The organism is Nocardia sp. NPDC056100 (assembly GCF_042266325.1).
Taxonomy (GTDB): domain Bacteria; phylum Actinomycetota; class Actinomycetes; order Mycobacteriales; family Mycobacteriaceae; genus Nocardia.
Window position 1 is genome coordinate 158920 of sequence record NZ_JBHJVY010000005.1, and the last position, 16032, is coordinate 174951.

Consider the following 16032-nt stretch of genomic DNA (forward strand, 5'->3'; position numbering starts at 1 on the left):
TCTTCGCGGCGTGCAGTGACCGCCGGTCCCGGGTCGGCGAGACTTGGCAGTCGATCGAAGCAGGTTGTAAACAACAGATGACGGTCCGGGGTGGGTGACGTGTCTGTGTATCCGGCACGCGCAATGACAGGCGGTATTTTGATTTCGGTGGTCCCTGCGCTGAATATCGTGAAGGAGAATTTCTCCGCCACGGTGATCGCGAGCATGCGAACATTCGGCCGATCCGTGCAGATCGGCGTGGAGTCGATTATCGGCACCGCCACCGACATCACCCGCCGCAAATTCCAATGGCGCGAAATGATTCTGCAATGCTGGGCATTGCTCACGGTCACCACCATTCCAGCGATTCTCATGGCGATTCCATTCGGCGTCATCGTCTCGGTGCAGGTCGGCAATCTCATCCATCAGCTCGGCGCGGATTCCATGCTCGGCGCGGGCGGCGGTCTCGGCGTCATCAAACAGGGCGCGCCGATGGCGACAGGCTTCCTGCTGGGCGGAGCGGGCGCGTCGGCCATTGCCGCGGATCTCGGGGCGCGCACCATTCGCGAGGAGATCGAGGCACTGAAGACCATGGGCATCGATCCCATTCACCGCCTGGTGATTCCGCGCATGGTCGCCATGGTCATCGTCGCCCCGCTGCTCAATATCCTGATCATCTTCGTCGGCATTCTGACCGGCTATGTGATGGCCATCGCGAGTCTGGGCGTGACACCCGGCAGCTACTGGGCGACCTTCGGTTCGTTCGCGACGGTCGCCGATGTCTGGGTCTCCCTGGCCAAATCGATCATCTTCGGTTTCCTGGTGGTGGTCATCGCGTGTCAGCGCGGACTCGAGGCCAGGGGTGGACCGCGCGGGGTCGCGGACGGCGTCAATGCCGCCGTCGTGGTCTCGGTGGTGTCCATCGTGCTGGTGAATCTCGCTATGACACAGGTGGTTTCGATGTTCCTGCCGACCAGGATCGCGTGATGACGGCGTCATCGTTCACGCCGAAGGGCCTGGGCTGGGCCTATCGCGGCTATCAGCGCCGGCATCGGCTGCTGGATCCGGTGCGCACCGCGGGTTTCGCGCTCGGCTTCGCCTGGGAGGTGCTGCGCGCGATTCCCTTGGCGCTCACCCACTATCGCGCCCAGACCATTCGGACCATCACCGATATGACCTGGGGTCGCGGTTCGCTCATCGTGGGCGGCGGCACCGTGCCGATGCTGATCATTCTCGGCCTCGCCATGGGCGCGTCGGTGGGCATCGAATCGTTCGTGACGCTGGACATGATCGGTATGGGCCCGATCACCGGTGTGGTGTCCGCCTTCGCCACCACCCGCGAGATGGCCCCCATCGCCGCCGCCATCGGCTTTGCGGCACAGGCGGGTTGCCGCATGACCGCCGAAATCGGCTCCATGCGCATCTCGGAGGAGATCGACGCCATCGAGGCGCTGGGCCTGCGCTCGATTCCCTTCGTGGTCACCACCCGCGTGGTCGCGGGTGCCATCGCGATCGTGCCGACCTTCCTGATGGCGCTGATCCTGAGCTATGCCTCGTGCCGGGTGCTCATCACCGTGCTGCACGGACAGGCCGCCGGGGTGTACGACCACTATTTCTTCCAGTTCGTGAGCGGCTTCGACGTGATCGCCGCGGTGATCAAGGTGATGGTGTTCAGCGTCCTGGTGATCCTGATCCACAGCTACAAGGGCTTTTTCGCCACCGGTGGACCCGAAGGGGTAGGCATCGCGTCCGGGCATGCGGTGCGCGCCAGTTTCGTCGCGGTGATCGCCGCCGACATGGTGCTGAGCATCGTGCTGTGGGGTTTCAACTCACCGATCAGCTTTACGGGGTAGGGGATGCCTGCATACGGATTACCCGGCGTGGCCATGGACGAGAAGCGGTCGCTGGCGATGGGCGCGATGGCGCTCGCCGTCGTGGTCACCGCCGCGCTCATCGCCACGGTGGTCGCCGGGGTGCGCGCGGACTCCCGGTTGCGCGTCTCGCTGCTGACCGAGCAGATCGGCGACGGTATCGAGGCGGGCACCGAGGTGCGGCTCGACGGGGTGCGGGTGGGCACGGTCTCGACCATCGAACCCGGTGACGGCGGCACCCAGCGAATCGCATTGCGGCTGGACCGCTCTCGGCTCTTCGGTATCGATGACAGCCTGCGCCTGGACTACGCGCCCGCGAACCTGTTCGGCATCAGCGAACTCGAATTGAAACGCGGCTCCGGCGGCGCGCCGCTGCGCGATGACGCCCTCATCGATCTGACCGGACCGCGCGCGAAGGATGTGTACGACGCGACGATGGGATCACTGTTGCGCACCCTGTCCCAGGTCGGTGACAGTGTGCTGACCCCGCAGGTGGCGGCCATGCTCAGCCGGATGACCACCGATCTGGACGCCTTCACCCCGCTATTGCAGGCGATGGTGGTGACCGCCGGGACCGTCGCCGATAAGCAGACGATGCCGATCTCGACCGTGCTCGGCAATTTCGGCGCGACGCTGGACAGCGGTGCGGGCTTCGTCGACGCGACCGTGCAACTGCTGCAACGGATCTACTCCATTCCGGTGCTGCGCACGGACCGTCAGCTCTTCGATTCGGGTGTGAACGTGGTGGTCGAGGATGTGCTTCCGGCAATTCGCGCGATCGGCGACGCCGCGCGCGATCAGCTCTCCGGATACACCGATATGCTCATCCCGCTGCTGCGGGCGCTGGCCCAAATGGTGCCCGCGCCAACGCGTTCCGGTCAGGACGTGAGCGCAATGCTGGACCGGTTGCGCACCGCCATGCCGGACACCCCGAACGGTCCGGTGCTGGATCTGTCGGTGGATCTGCGCGGTGTGCCCGCGCTGGCAGTGCCGCTGCTGGGCCTGTCCGCTCCGGCGGGAGCGGGCCGATGAAATCCGTGACGGGCGCGGCCTGGCGGACCCTGGCGTTCGCCATTGCCATGATCGTGGTGATCGGCGTGGTGATTTCGGCGATCAAGCGCCCGGTCGACGGCGCGACCGAAACGCACGCCGTGCTCTTCACCGATGCCAACGGCCTCAAGACCGGTGATGACGTGCGCATGTACGGTGTGCAGGTCGGCAAAGTGAACAGTATTGCGCTGGAAGGGAATCGGGCGAAGGTCCAGATCTCGGTGCTGACCTCGCACCCGCTGTACGACACCAGCAAACTGGCGATCCGCTATCAGAATCTGACCGGGCAGCGCTATATCGACGTCCAGCAGCCGCCCGCGCCGACCACCCGGCTCGCCGCCGGGACCGCCATCGGCACCGATCGGACCATACCGTCGTTCGATATCACCGCGCTGTTCAACGGTTTACAGCCGGTGCTCGCGACGCTGTCGCCGGACGCGCTCAATCAATTCGCCGAGAACATGCTCGCGGTGATCGAAGGCGACGGTACCCGGGTGGGCTCCGCGCTCGATTCGATCGGCAAGCTGAGTTCGTATGTGACCGATCGGCAGAGCGTGATCTCCACGCTGATGGGCAATCTCGCGCACATCTCCGATCAGATCGGCGGGCAGTCACCGCATCTGGTCACCCTGCTGCGCAGCATCTCCGATGTCTTCGGCTCATTGCAGACAAATATCGACGGCCTGGTCGATTTCGCGCTGACCGCCCCGCCGCTGCTGAATCCGGTGGACAGTCTGCTGGATCGGCTCGGCCTGACACCGAAGGCGAACCCGGATATCGACGGACTCATCCGCACCCTGTTCCCGAATCCGCAGGACGCGGTCGATGTACTCGGCCGTCTGCCCGGACTACTGCAATCGCTCGACGCGCTCGTCCCGCGGACCGGATCCGCGGTGGATCTGTCCTGCTCTCAGGGCAATGCCGAAGTGCCGCAAGTGCTCTCGGTGCTGATCGCCGGGCAGAAGGTCGCCGTATGCAAACAGTGAAACCGACGTGGCGGCAACGATTGCGCGTGATGTTCGAACAGCGGTCGCGCACGGAACAGGCAACACGCAGGCGTGAGCTGCGCTACGGCGTGATAGCCACCGTCGCGGTGCTGATCGCGGGTGGTGTGGCCGGTGCAACCTACGTAATGCCCTTGGGCAAGCACACTTTCACCGCCGAGCTGGACGAGGCGCAATCGGTGAAGCCCGGTGACGATGTGCGCCTGGCCGGTATCCCGGTGGGCACCGTCAAATCCCTGGATCTGCGGCCCGATCGGGTGCTGATGAATTTCACCGTCGACACCGATGTGTTCGTCGGCAATGAGACGACCCTGGATATCCGCATGCTCACCCTGGCCGGTGGCCACTATGTCGCGCTGTTCCCCGCCGGTTCGCGGCCGCTCGGTTCCGGGCATATCCCGGCCGATCGAGTTCGACTGCCCTACAACCTGATTCGAACCTTCCAGGACGCCACCGAACCGGTGAGCAAGCTGGACGGTGATGCCTGGCGCAAGAACTTCGCGGCCCTGGAACAGTCGATCACCGCTAATCCGGACGCACTGCGCCAAATGCTCGGCGGCGTCGAGAGTCTGGTCGACATCCTGAACAAGCAGAACGCGGACGTCTCCAGCGCGCTGGCCGTGGCCGATGAGTACATCGGTGCGATTACCACCGCGAAATCGGTGCTGGGACAGTTCATTCGCACGACCAACCTGCTCGAGACGACCCTGACCAATTACCGGGTCGAGGTGCGCGAGACGGTCAAGACCCTGGTCCGCATCGTCGATCGCATCGCCGCACTGCAACCGGCCTGGCAGTCCAGTCTGCAACCGGTGCTCACCCAGCTCGTCGCGGCCGTCCCCGAATTGGAAAGGCTCGGCGGGAAACTGGGCTCGCTCATCGATTCGGTACAGGACCTCGGTAAACGGCTCGGTCAGCTGGTCCTGCCCGACGGCGGTATCGGCGTGGACCAGTCCGCGGCCGTGGTGACCGCGCCGCAGCTGTGCATTCCGGTCGCGGGAAAGGCGTGCTGATGCTGTATCGCATGCTCGGCTCGCGCGGATTCATGACGATCTCCGGTGTCGTCGCGGTGATCGTCGTCGCCTTCGCCGCGTATTTCGTCGCACTCGATCCGGCGAAGAAGATGAACAGCTACTGCGCCGATATGCCGGACACCATCGGCCTGTACACCGGCAATCGGGTGACCATGCGCGGGGTTCCGGTCGGGCAGGTGACCAAACTACAGCCCGGCGGCGCGCGAGTCCGGGTGGACTTCGAGGTGGACGCGCGATATCCGCTGGCGGCCGACACCGCGGCGACGACGCTGTCCAACACCCTGGTCGCCGATCGCGACCTGGCTCTGATCAGCCCCGGAAAGTCCGGTGCGCGTTGGGAATCGGGGACGTGCATCTCGAAGACCCTGACACCCAAGAGCATGACCGAAATGCTCGACGCGATGGCCACGCTGTCCAACCGGACGCTGGGATCGGACCCCGCGCGGCAGGATGCGCTCGGCACCGGATTGAAGGCGCTGAACAGCGCCACCGCGGGCACCGGCGATCAGATCAACCAGATCATCACCAAATTGGGCACCGCGCTGAACGCCCCCGACGCGGCCATAGGCAGGCTCGGTTCGGTCATCGACGCGCTGGCGACCCTGTCGGACAGCGTCGCCGCGCACTGGGGTGACATTAAATCCATGCTGACGCGGTTCGGCGGGGTGCTCGATCAGGTCAACAATGAACTGTTCAATCAGGTCGTCGAGGTCATCGAGGGCTTCCAGCGCGCCCTGCCGCTGCTCAATGACATCACCACGCTGGCAGGCGATCCCGTGCTGAAGCTGCTCGATTCGGCGGTGCCGCTGGTGCGGATGATCGGGGCGAATGTCGGGACGCTGGAGCAGATCATCCGCATGATCCCCACCATCACCGGTGCGTTCGCCCGCGCGGTCGATCCGCAGACCGGTGCGATCGGCATCGATTACGCCCCGCCGCGCGTGGCGGTGGCCAGGCCCGATGCCGAGGCGGTCTGCGCGGCCATCAACGCGGTGGCCCCGGGCCGCTGCGCCGGCGCCGCCAATGGACTGGCCGATATCCAACTCCCACAATTGATCCTCGGAATCGTCGGTGCCTCATGAAACGGTCGAATTACGCTGTCCCGCTACGATTCCTGATGGCGGCGCCACTCGCCGCGGCGGTGCTGGCCACCTCCGGCGGTTGCGGTTTCGATCCGGCCTCGGTACCGGTGCCGGGTGCGGAGGTATCGGGTCCGACCCATCGCATCCAGATGGAATTCACCAGCGCGCTGAACCTTCCGGCACGCGCGAAGGTGATGGCCAACGGGGTGCGGGTCGGCACGGTGGCCGATGTGCGCGTGGTCGATCCGGCCGCGGCTCCCGCCAAGGGCGGCTATGTCATCGTCGATGTCGACATCCTGGACTCGGTGCAGCTGCCGGTATCCACCATCGGTGAACTGCGCCAGAACACCGTGCTCGGCGATATCCACATCGCGCTGACCACCCCGCCGAACGGAGTCGGCGCGAAAATCCCAGCGGGCGGGACGATTCCGCTGACTCAGACCAAACCGCCGGTGCAGCTCGAGGACACCATGGCGGGCCTGGCGACCTTCATCCAGGGCGGTGCCATCGGCCGGATGCAGGATGCGGTGAACAAGCTCAATGGGGTGCTGCCCGCGGATCCCAAGGAGACCGCGCGCATCGCCGATGTGCTGCACGCCGACTACGTCGATCTGGGAAACAATCTCGCACAGGTGGATTCGTTCCTGAACGGTATCGGGGCCGATGCGAGCACGGTGGCGGCCGATGCGCCCGCCATCAAGGAACTGCTCACCGATTACGGCGTCACGCAGACCTCCGCGGCGGTGTCCTCGGTGGTCGGGGTGGTCGGCGTACTGGGCCAGCTCGGCGCGGTCGGGCACGCGCTGATCTGGGCGGCCCCGCTGGTCGATTCCGCCGATGCGGCCGCGCAAGCCTTTCTGCCGCTGGCCTTCACGGGCAGACCCCTGGATCTGAGCGCGCCGTCCAATCTGAACAAGCTGGTCGCCCTGCTGCGCGACAAGATCATTCCGTTCGTCGAGCGCGGGCCGAAGGTGAATATCACCGGCGCGACGGTGAGCGGGCCGGATACCGTCGCCAAGAACGATCAGGTGGACCGGATCGTCGATACCCTGCGCATGATCGGCGCGGTGCGATGAAGGCCGGGGGAGCGGTATCGCTGCTGTCCATCGCGGTCGTGTCGATCCTGGGCGCGATCTATCTGGCGTACGGGGTGGTCCGGCTCGACACCTTCGTGGACTACACCACCGCGCGCATGGTGCTGACCAATTCCGGCAGTATCGGGGTGCGCTCGCCGGTGCTGCTCAGCGGAGTTCGCGTCGGCGATGTGACCTCGGTGGACACCACCGCGGCGGGCGTCGAGGTGAATTTCCGCATCGATGACACCTATAAGATTCCGGTCGACTCGCGCGTGGTCATCGAGAATCTGTCCGCGATCGGTGAGCCCTATATCGAATTCGTGCCCGCCACCGGCGCGGGACCCTATCTGCGGTCGGGGCAGACCGTGGCGACCGAGAAGATTCGCATGCCCACCTCGATTCCGGAAGTCGCGCAATTGGTGGTGAAATTCCTGAATCAACTCGATCCGGAATCCATCAAACCGCTCATCGAGACATTCGACCGGGCGCTGACCGGAACCGAATCCACGGTGCCCGGACTGGCGCGTGCGAGCGATCTGCTGGCGGCCAGCATGATCAGCCGCTCGCCGCAGCTGGGCGCGGTCATCACCAATCTGCAATCGCTTGCGGGAGATATGGATTGGGCCGCGCCGGCCATCTCGGCGGGCAATCCGCAGTGGGTGGATTTCGGCGTCGGCGTGGACAGGATCGCGGCGGCGTTCGGGGATCTGGTCAAGATCGCACCGGGTCCGCAGATGTACGCCGAGGGCAATGGTCTCGCACCGTTCCTGCAGAAGCTGGCCGAATGGGTCCGCACCGTCGGGCCGGATCTGCAAGCCCTGCTTCCGGTGCTGCAACCCCTTGTCCGGACCGGTATTTCGACCATTCCGCAGGTCGATATCAGCAGTCTGCTCGCACAGGCGCTCGCCTCGGTCGGCGATGACGGTGCGCTGCGGCTGCGGATCAACGTCAAGTAATCAGACATGGAGTGTGAGTTCAGATGGCGACCCTGATCGACGAGAACATCGAGGAGAAGACCACCGCCGAGCCCGCCGCGGCCGGGACCGGGCGGACCATCGCGGTCTCGCTGTCGACCATGATCACGGCCGCCGTCGTGGCGGCGCTGGTGATCACCGCCGGAGTGTTCGCGGCACTGTGGATTTCCGCGCGCGGTGAGCTGAGCGACAGCACCGCCGCCACGGCCGCGAATCAGCACGCCGAACAGGTGGCCACCGATTACGCGGTAGGCGCGGCCACCATCGACTACAAGGATGTGAACTCCTGGTTCGCCAAATTGAAGGCGAACACCACGCCCACCCTGGCGAACAAATTCGATGCCACCGCACCCAAATTGCAGGAGATCCTGGTCCCGCTGAAGTGGACCTCGACCGCCACCCCGATCACGGCGAAGGTCGCCTCGGATTCCGGCGGCATCTACAAGGTGAATGTCTTCGTGAACGTGAATTCCACCAGTGCCCAGGCCCCGGACGGCGGGCTCACCACCGTCACCTACAGCGTCACCATCGATACGAATTCGGGCTGGAAGATCTCCGATGTCGGCGGCATGGACGGCGCGCTCCCGCGCAAGTGACGAAATCATCGCAGTAATCCAGGAGGAATCCACCGTGACCGAGAAGCTCGTCTATACCGAATTCCCCGGGGGCAGTTGGTAATCGAGGGTGGTGCGGCAGACGTTGCGCTACACCATGAAACCCGTGCTGTGGCTCTGGGCGCTGGCCCCGAACCTGCCGTGGCCGTACCGGCTCGCCGATCAGCTGGGCCGATTCATGTGGTCGCCGCGCGGCTTGGATCGTCGCTGGATCCAGCTCGCCAATGCCCGAGCCGAAATGGTCACCCCGGCCGACCCGATCGGCGAGCGGGTGGTGCTGTACTTCCACGGCGGCGCGTTCTACGTCGGCGGTAAATGGCTGCACCGCCAGCTGGTGGGCCGCATCGCCAAGGCACTGTCCGCTCCGGTGCTGAGCGTCGACTACCGCATGCTCCCCAAACATTCGGTCGCCGCCGCGATCGACGATTGCGTGGACGCGTACCGCTATCTGCTCGGTCTGGGCGTTGCCCCGGAAAGCATTGTCTTCATGGGTGATTCGGCCGGTGGGTATCTCACCTTCGCCACCGCGATCACCGCCCGCGACGAGGGTCTGCCGGTCCCCGCGGCGATCGCCGCGATGTCCCCGCTCACCGGCTGGGATACCAGCCGCATGGTGGCCGCGCCGACCGCCGCGACCTGTGATGTCTTCCCGATCAGATCCGTCGGCGTCTTCACCGCTCATGCCGAACGGGCCAATGGCGACCGCCCGCTGCTCTCCCCGGTGGACAGTGATCTCACCGGTCTGCCGCCCACCCTCATCCAGACGACCTCCACGGAAATGACCTTCCCCGACGCCGAGCTGCTCTCCGCCCGCCTCGCGGCGCGCGGCGTCCCCTGCGAGTTCCAGCTCTGGTTGAAACAGGTCCACGTCTTCCAGGCCGCCGCCATGCTGGTCCCCGAATCTCGCCTGGCGATAGCCGAGCTGGCGGCCTTCGTCGATCGCACCGTGGCGACGGTTCCGCGCCGGGCGACGGCATGACCTCCGGAGGTACATCGGCTGCGGCGCAACAGGATTCGGATGGGCCGTACCTGGACTGCGGTCTCGACTCCATGCACTCGCTGGAACTGATCGCCGAATTGGAGAAGACCTTCGGGATCTGCGTCACCCCCGACGAGATCCCGCGGACCGGCACGTTGCGCGAGGTCTGGGAAGCGATGGAACGCAAATTCTGCGATGCGAACGGCCGCCGTCCGCGTCGCTAGCGACCACTATTCACCCGGCCGTCATTCCGTGGTCAGCAATCATCAAGCGCGGTAAGGGTTTCCGCCCATAGTCTCGAAGCGGTCCGGAACCCGGGTGTATACCCGCCTCCTGAGTGGTGGCCCTCGCTGCAACCGAGGGCGTGCTCACCGCTCACGCTGATGCCGCCGGAATCGTCCCCCTGCCCGGCGGCATCACCGAACCACTTCGGCGCACTCCGTCCCGAATGCCGGTTCTCGGCTACCAAGATCGCTATCGTTGGCTTCGAATGCGAGCGAAATGCCTGATCCTGGAGGTGGCGTGAGACGCGTTCCCGCGGGTGTACCGCTAGCAGCTCCGGACGGCTGGTTCGATCGGATGATCGTGCTGCCGGGCAAATTGCCGCTGGCGATTCTGCTGCTGATGTTCGTGATCACATTCGTGTTCATCCGGATCAGCGTGCGCATGATTCGCGCCGGTGTGTCGTGGTGGCCGGGCAATATCACCCCGGGCGGGAAGCATATTCACCACATGGTGTTCGGGGTGGTGTTCATGATCGCGGCCGGATTCGGCGTATTCAGCCCGATCGGTGAGCATTCGCCGTGGCCGGAACTGTTCGCCGGACTATTCGGGGTCGGCACCGCGCTGGTGCTCGACGAGTTCGCGTTGATCCTGGATCTGAAGGACGTCTACTGGTCCGAACAGGGCCGGGTATCGGTGGACGCGGTCGTCATCGGAATCGCGGTGTGCGCCCTCATGCTGCTCGGTGCGACACCGCTGGGGATCACCGACAACTTTCGCGGCTGGCAGGTGGTCGTCGGGGTGGTGCTGCTGCACGGCTCGCTCGCCCTGGTGACCATGGCCAAGGGCAAAGCCTGGACCGGGCTGTTCGCGCTGTTCATACCGATAGTGGGACTGATCGGCGCGATTCGCCTGGCCCGCCCGCAATCACCGTGGGCGCGTTGGCGATACGAGGCCGGATCGGCGAAGGCGCGCAAAGCCGAGCATCGTGAGGCCGATGAGCAATGGTTCGATCGCCTGCGCGACGGCATCTACAACGCCGTCGCGGGGCGACCGAGCCAATAATCCGATCAGGCGTGTTCGCCGATATTGCCGAAGACGCTGTTCAGTTTCGCCTGGCCGTCGGCGAGGTTGTAGGTGACGCACGCGATGGCGAGTTCGCCCGCCATGACGCGCTTGGAGATGCTGGTCGAGCGCTGCATGAGCTGGCGCGCGGTCTCCTCGACGTGGCGTCCCTCGAGTTCGTCGACGGTGGTCAGGCCCTCGCGGCGGCCGAGCAGGATGGACGGGGTGACCCGCTCCACCACGCTGCGGATGAATCCGCCGGGCACCTCACCGTTGTCGAGCGCGTCGATGGTGGCACGCACCGCGCCGCAGCTGTCGTGACCCAGGACGACGATCAGCGGCACATTGAGCACCTCGGTGCCGTATTCGATGGAACCGAGCACCGAGCTGTCCACCACGTGGCCCGCGGTCCGGACCACGAACATATCGCCGAGACCGCGGTCGAAGATGATCTCCGCGGCGACGCGGGAGTCACCGCAGCCGAACAGGATCGCCGAGGGGTGCTGCCCGCCCGCGAGCTTGGCGCGATCCGCCGCTCCCTGGCTGGGGTGCTGCAGTTCACCGTTGACGAAACGCTCATTTCCTTCGCGGAGGGACTTCCAGGCACTGATCGGGTTCGAATAAGGCATAGCTCCCATATTGCCCATGAAACAGACTGGACGCGATGTGAGGTTCACGGTGTGGTCGCAACCCGCCGGTTGGTCCGACCGCAACCCGCCGGTTGGAGACGCCGCCGGACTTCGCTAGAGTTCGTCATCGCAGCTGGTTCGCCGGAGAGGGTATTGAGGAGCCCCTGATCCACTCGAAGGCGTCGAGCTCGGCATCGCGCACGCGCGAGCCGGGTGAGAGGGAACCCGGTGGGAATCCGGGACTGTCCCGCAGCGGTGAGTGGGAACGACGGTCGTGAAGGCACTGGGCGCGAGCCCGGGAAGCGACGGCCGATAGGTAGCGCCCCGGTCGTGTGTGCCGGGGTCGGCCCGGTGCGGGCCGGCGCCCACGAGTCCGAAGACCTGCCCGTTGCGCCGGATACACCGTATCCGGCGGTCGTCGCCTCGTGGATTGGGCGGTACGCCGAGGATCGGTGCGGGGACGAATCACCCCGCGGGCTCCGTCAGCGTGCGCTCCCGATGGGGTGACGGCGTATCGGTCGCTGATCATGGAGCTCCTCGATGTCGAACGCTGACAACACCTCTACCGTCGTGCGAAGTCTGCGCGCCCATTCCGGGTCGCGGGTGCCGTTCTCGGTGGAGTTCAATCCACCCCGCGACGCCGCCGGTGAAGCCCGATTGTGGCGCGCGGCACGCGAATTCGAGCGCATGCACCCGGCGTTCGTATCGATGACCTACGGGGCCGGCGGCTCCACCAAGGACCGCACCGCCCGCATCACCGGCCAACTGGCGCAGGAGACCACCTTGCTGCCGGTCGCGCACCTGACCGCGGTGGGGCACAGCGTCGCCGAACTGCGGGCGCTGGTCGGCTCCTACGCCGACTGCGGCATCCGCAATATCCTTGTGCTGCGCGGAGATCCGCCCGGCGACCCGCTGGGCGAATGGCGCAAACATCCGGACGGCCTGGAGTACGCCGAGGAATTGGTCCGGCTGGTGCGGGAGCTCGGCGATTTCCACGTCGGGGTCGCCTCGTTCCCGCAGGGGCATCACCGCTCCCCGGACCTGGAGACCGATTCCGCCTATCTGGCCGCGAAACTCCGTGCCGGAGCGGACTATTCGATCACCCAGATGTTCTTCGATCCGGAGCACTATCTGCGGCTGCGGGATCGCATGGCCGCCTTCGATCCGGTGCAGGGCGCGAAACCCATTATCCCCGAACTGATGCCGATCACCTCGATGCGCACGGTGGCCCGCGCGGAGGAACTCAGCGGGCGGGCGCTCCCGGCCGCGATCGCCGAGCGGCTGCGCCGCGCGGCGGGCAACGGTCCCGAGGAGGATCGGGCCGCCGTGCGCGCGGCGGGCATCGAGATCGCCACCGAGATCGCGCAGCGGCTCATCGACGAGGGCGCGCCCTGCCTGCACTTCATCACGCTCAATTTCGCCAAGGCGACCCGCGAGGTGCTGAACAACCTCGGCTACCACGTCACCGCCGCGCCGCTCAGCGCATGACCGCGAAACCGATTCGGTCGCTGAACATTCGCTCCGGGCGCATACCGCGCCGGGGATTCCATAAGATTCCGATTGGTACGGTGCATTTCATGAAGACGACGCGAGCGATGCGGCTTCTGGCTGTGTTCGGAACAGTTGGCTGTCTCGTTGCCGGTATCACCGCCTGCGGCAGCTCCTCGGATACGACGACGGCCGGAGACGCGAGCGCCCAGGACCGCCCGGGGCGCACCAGCTATCCGTTCACCCTCGAAAACTGCGGCGTCAAGGTCACCTTCGACAAGGCGCCCACCCGCGCGGCGGCGCTGTACCAGGCCTCCACCGAGATCCTGTTGTCGCTGGGCCTGGCCGATCGCATGGTCGGCACTTCGACCTGGTTCGATCCGGTGCTCCCGGCGCTGGCGGCCGATAACGCCAAGGTGCCCCGCCTGGCCGATAACGATCCGTCGTTCGAGGCGGTGCTGGCCAAGGAACCCGATCTGGTGACCTCGGCCAGCGCGCACACCTTCACCCCGGCCGTGGTGGCCGAGCGCTCCCGGTTCGCGCAGCTCGGCATCCCCACCTATCAGTCGCCCGCGGTCTGCACCGGCGCGAAGGTGGACGGCGAAACCGTCACCCGCACAGCGCCACTCGGCATCGATACGCTGTTCCAGGAGATCACCGAACTGGCCCGGATCTTCGACGTCCAGGATCGGGGCGCGCAGCTGGTCGATCAGCTGCGCGGCCGCTTGCGCGCCGCGACGGGCGGGCAGCAGGGTTCCGCACCGACCGTCGCCTTCTGGTTCTCCGGCGTCAAAACCCCCTATATGGCCGGATGCTGTTCCGCCCCCGGGCTTTACGCCAAGGAGGTCGGCGCGCGCAATGTCTTCGTCGATCAGCGCGAGGACTGGCCCGAGATCAATTGGGAAGCGGTCGTGGCGAGCGATCCGGATGTGCTGGTGCTCGCGGACCTGAGCCGCAAACGCATCGAGGGTGATGCGCTGACCACGAAAATCAGCTTCCTGGAATCGAATCCGGCCACCAATCGAATGCGCGCGGTGCAGGGTAAGCACTACGTGGTGATGACCGGCTCCGAACTGGATCCGGGCATCCGCGAGATCGACGCCATCGAGAAGCTGGCGACCGGTCTGGCCACGGCGCGTTGACTCCGGCCCGCCGCGCCACCGCGATCTGCCTGGGTTCGGCTGTGCTGCTGGTCGTTTCGATCGCCGTGACGGTATCCATCGGGCCCGCGAATGTGTCGCTGCGCGAGGTCTACGGCATCATCGGTCAGCACCTCGGCATCGGCACCTCCACCGCTGGTCGCCTGGCCGACGGAATCGTCTGGCAATTGCGGCTGCCGCGCGCCCTGCTGGCGGCGCTGTGCGGGGCGGGGCTCGCGCTCTGCGGCGCGATTCTGCAATCGCTGCTGCGCAATCCGCTCGCGGATCCATTCGTGCTGGGTGTGTCCTCCGGCGCTTCCACCGGTGCGGTGCTGGTGGCGGTGCTCGGAGTCGGAGCCGGGGTGCTGACGCTGTCCGGCGGTGCGTTCCTGGGCGCGGTGCTGTCCTTCGCGCTCATGCTGGCGCTGGCCTACGGCGCGGGCGGCACCCCGGATCGGGTGGTGCTCGCGGGTGTGGCCTGCACCCAATTGTTTTCGGCGTTGACCTCGCTGATCGTGCTGTCCTCGGCCAATGCCGAACAGACGCGCGGCGTGCTGTTCTGGCTGCTGGGCTCGCTGGCGGGCGCGACGTGGACCGATGTGGCGTTGGCGGCCACGGTGTTCGGGATCGGCGGTCTCATCTGTCTTTGGTACGCACCGGCTTTGGACGCGTTCGCCTTCGGCCCGGATGCCGCCGCCGCGCTCGGCGTCGCCGTGGGCCGCACCCGGGTGGTGCTGCTGCTGGTCACCGCGCTGGTCACCGCCGCACTGGTGAGCGCGGCCGGGGCGATCGGTTTCGTGGGCCTGGTGCTACCGCATTTCGCCCGCTTCCTGGTCGGTCCCGGTCATTCCAGGCTGCTGCCGGTGACGGTACTGATCGGCGCGGTCTTCATGGTGTGGGCCGATACCTTCGCGCGAAGTGCGTTCGGCGCCAGGGAGATTCCGGTCGGCGTGGTCACCGCACTGCTCGGGGTGCCCGCCTTCGCGGTCCTGCTGGCCCGGCGGCGCAGGCAGCTGACATGACCCTGCGCGCACTCGAGGTTTCCTGGACCCGCTCGGGCCGCCTGGTGCTGGACGGCGTCACCCTCGATCCGGAACCGGGGACCACCGTGGGCCTGCTCGGCCCCAACGGTTCTGGCAAATCCTCACTGCTGCGGCTCATGTCGGGCCTGGACCGCGCCGATTCCGGCAGCGTCCGCCTCGATGACACCGCCCTGCACGATATTCCGCGCAGACAGCTCGCGCGCCGGATCGCGCTGGTCGGCCAGCACGCCGATACCGATCTCGATCTCACCGTCCACGATGTGGTGCGGCTCGGCCGGATTCCGCATCGCGGCTGGTTCGGCGGCGATCCGGGCGCGGATACCGCGGCCATCGACGCCGCGCTCACCGCGGCGGGATTGGCGGACAAGGCGACTCAGCGCTGGCACACGCTCTCCGGAGGTGAGCGCCAGCGCACGCTGATCGCGAGCGCGCTGGCGCAGGAACCCCGCGAACTCCTGCTCGACGAGCCCACCAACCATCTCGATATCGCGCATCAGCTCGAGATCCTCACCCTGGTCCGCGCCCTGCCGGTGACCGCGATCCTGGCCCTGCACGACCTGAATCTGGCCGCCATGTTCTGCGATGTACTGGTGGTGCTGCAACACGGCCGCGTGGTGGCGACCGGCGCTCCGGCGCAGGTGCTGACCGAGGAACTCATCGCCGAGGTCTACCGGGTGCGCTGCCGGGTCGAAAGCACCGGCGCGGGCGATACTTCGGTGCGATTCCTGCGCGACTGACCGGAGCGCGCCCCGGGCGTGCGGGCATCGTATGCTTCGTACGCAG

The 16032-nt window shown here is 66.2% G+C and carries 17 protein-coding genes and 1 riboswitch; of the genes, 16 read left to right on the forward strand and 1 reads right to left on the reverse strand.

Features of this window, described 5'->3' with window-relative positions; translation table 11 throughout:
* Positions 1 to 204: 204 nt before the first annotated feature.
* The 12 genes from ACFC0O_RS37440 to ACFC0O_RS37495 all read left to right on the forward strand — a co-directional run bounded on the left by ACFC0O_RS37440 (position 205) and on the right by ACFC0O_RS37495 (position 10950).
* Positions 205 to 966: an ABC transporter permease gene (locus ACFC0O_RS37440; protein WP_364635929.1), complete on the forward strand. Its 762-nt coding sequence runs from the start codon at positions 205 to 207 to the stop codon at positions 964 to 966.
* Positions 966 to 1832: an ABC transporter permease gene (locus tag ACFC0O_RS37445; protein ID WP_375966714.1), complete on the forward strand. Its 867-nt coding sequence runs from the start codon at positions 966 to 968 to the stop codon at positions 1830 to 1832. The genes ACFC0O_RS37440 and ACFC0O_RS37445 overlap by 1 nt, the downstream gene beginning before the upstream one ends.
* Before the next feature lie 3 nt (positions 1833 to 1835).
* The gene (locus tag ACFC0O_RS37450; protein WP_375966716.1) at positions 1836 to 2882 is read left to right on the forward strand and encodes an MlaD family protein; all 1047 of its coding nucleotides are present in this window, start codon (positions 1836 to 1838) and stop codon (positions 2880 to 2882) included.
* Positions 2879 to 3886 (forward strand): MlaD family protein, encoded by a 1008-nt coding sequence (locus tag ACFC0O_RS37455; RefSeq protein WP_375966718.1) that lies wholly within the window; start codon positions 2879 to 2881, stop codon positions 3884 to 3886. The genes ACFC0O_RS37450 and ACFC0O_RS37455 overlap by 4 nt, the downstream gene beginning before the upstream one ends.
* The gene (locus ACFC0O_RS37460; protein ID WP_375966720.1) at positions 3874 to 4917 is read left to right on the forward strand and encodes an MlaD family protein; all 1044 of its coding nucleotides are present in this window, start codon (positions 3874 to 3876) and stop codon (positions 4915 to 4917) included. The genes ACFC0O_RS37455 and ACFC0O_RS37460 overlap by 13 nt, the downstream gene beginning before the upstream one ends.
* Positions 4917 to 6020, forward strand: a complete 1104-nt coding sequence (locus tag ACFC0O_RS37465) for an MlaD family protein (RefSeq protein ID WP_375966722.1) — start codon at positions 4917 to 4919, stop codon at positions 6018 to 6020. The genes ACFC0O_RS37460 and ACFC0O_RS37465 overlap by 1 nt, the downstream gene beginning before the upstream one ends.
* A 35-nt stretch (positions 6021 to 6055) precedes the next feature.
* Positions 6056 to 7096 (forward strand): MlaD family protein, encoded by a 1041-nt coding sequence (locus tag ACFC0O_RS37470; RefSeq protein WP_375966723.1) that lies wholly within the window; start codon positions 6056 to 6058, stop codon positions 7094 to 7096.
* Positions 7093 to 8052, forward strand: a complete 960-nt coding sequence (locus ACFC0O_RS37475) for an MlaD family protein (protein ID WP_375966725.1) — start codon at positions 7093 to 7095, stop codon at positions 8050 to 8052. The genes ACFC0O_RS37470 and ACFC0O_RS37475 overlap by 4 nt, the downstream gene beginning before the upstream one ends.
* A 23-nt stretch (positions 8053 to 8075) precedes the next feature.
* Positions 8076 to 8666, forward strand: a complete 591-nt coding sequence (locus ACFC0O_RS37480; RefSeq protein WP_375966727.1) for a hypothetical protein — start codon at positions 8076 to 8078, stop codon at positions 8664 to 8666.
* A 91-nt stretch (positions 8667 to 8757) separates the two neighbouring features.
* The gene (locus ACFC0O_RS37485) at positions 8758 to 9663 is read left to right on the forward strand and encodes an alpha/beta hydrolase (protein WP_375966729.1); all 906 of its coding nucleotides are present in this window, start codon (positions 8758 to 8760) and stop codon (positions 9661 to 9663) included.
* Complete coding sequence (locus ACFC0O_RS37490) at positions 9660 to 9887, forward strand: acyl carrier protein (RefSeq protein ID WP_375966730.1); 228 nt, start codon at positions 9660 to 9662, stop codon at positions 9885 to 9887. The genes ACFC0O_RS37485 and ACFC0O_RS37490 overlap by 4 nt, the downstream gene beginning before the upstream one ends.
* Positions 9888 to 10185: 298 nt before the next feature.
* A complete protein-coding gene (locus ACFC0O_RS37495) occupies positions 10186 to 10950 on the forward strand; it encodes a hypothetical protein (RefSeq protein ID WP_375966732.1) in 765 nt (254 codons plus the stop codon).
* Positions 10951 to 10955: 5 nt separating this feature from the next.
* Here ACFC0O_RS37495 and ACFC0O_RS37500 read toward each other — a convergent pair whose 3' ends face one another.
* Positions 10956 to 11579 (reverse strand): carbonic anhydrase, encoded by a 624-nt coding sequence (locus ACFC0O_RS37500; RefSeq protein ID WP_375966734.1) that lies wholly within the window; start codon positions 11577 to 11579, stop codon positions 10956 to 10958.
* A gap of 167 nt (positions 11580 to 11746) precedes the next feature.
* Positions 11747 to 11983, forward strand: a riboswitch (cobalamin riboswitch).
* A gap of 136 nt (positions 11984 to 12119) precedes the next feature.
* Here ACFC0O_RS37500 and ACFC0O_RS37505 point away from each other — a divergent pair.
* The 4 genes from ACFC0O_RS37505 (at position 12120) to ACFC0O_RS37520 (ending at position 15986) form a co-directional block, all read left to right on the forward strand.
* Complete coding sequence (locus ACFC0O_RS37505) at positions 12120 to 13067, forward strand: methylenetetrahydrofolate reductase (RefSeq protein ID WP_375966736.1); 948 nt, start codon at positions 12120 to 12122, stop codon at positions 13065 to 13067.
* Between the two features lie 89 nt (positions 13068 to 13156).
* On the forward strand, positions 13157 to 14209 hold the full coding sequence (locus tag ACFC0O_RS37510) for an ABC transporter substrate-binding protein (RefSeq protein WP_375966737.1): 1053 nt from the start codon (positions 13157 to 13159) through the stop codon (positions 14207 to 14209).
* Positions 14206 to 15228: a FecCD family ABC transporter permease gene (locus ACFC0O_RS37515; protein ID WP_375966739.1), complete on the forward strand. Its 1023-nt coding sequence runs from the start codon at positions 14206 to 14208 to the stop codon at positions 15226 to 15228. The genes ACFC0O_RS37510 and ACFC0O_RS37515 overlap by 4 nt, the downstream gene beginning before the upstream one ends.
* A complete protein-coding gene (locus ACFC0O_RS37520; RefSeq protein ID WP_375966740.1) occupies positions 15225 to 15986 on the forward strand; it encodes an ABC transporter ATP-binding protein in 762 nt (253 codons plus the stop codon). Before ACFC0O_RS37515 ends, ACFC0O_RS37520 begins: the two co-directional genes overlap by 4 nt.
* The last annotated feature ends 46 nt before the right edge of the window (positions 15987 to 16032 follow it).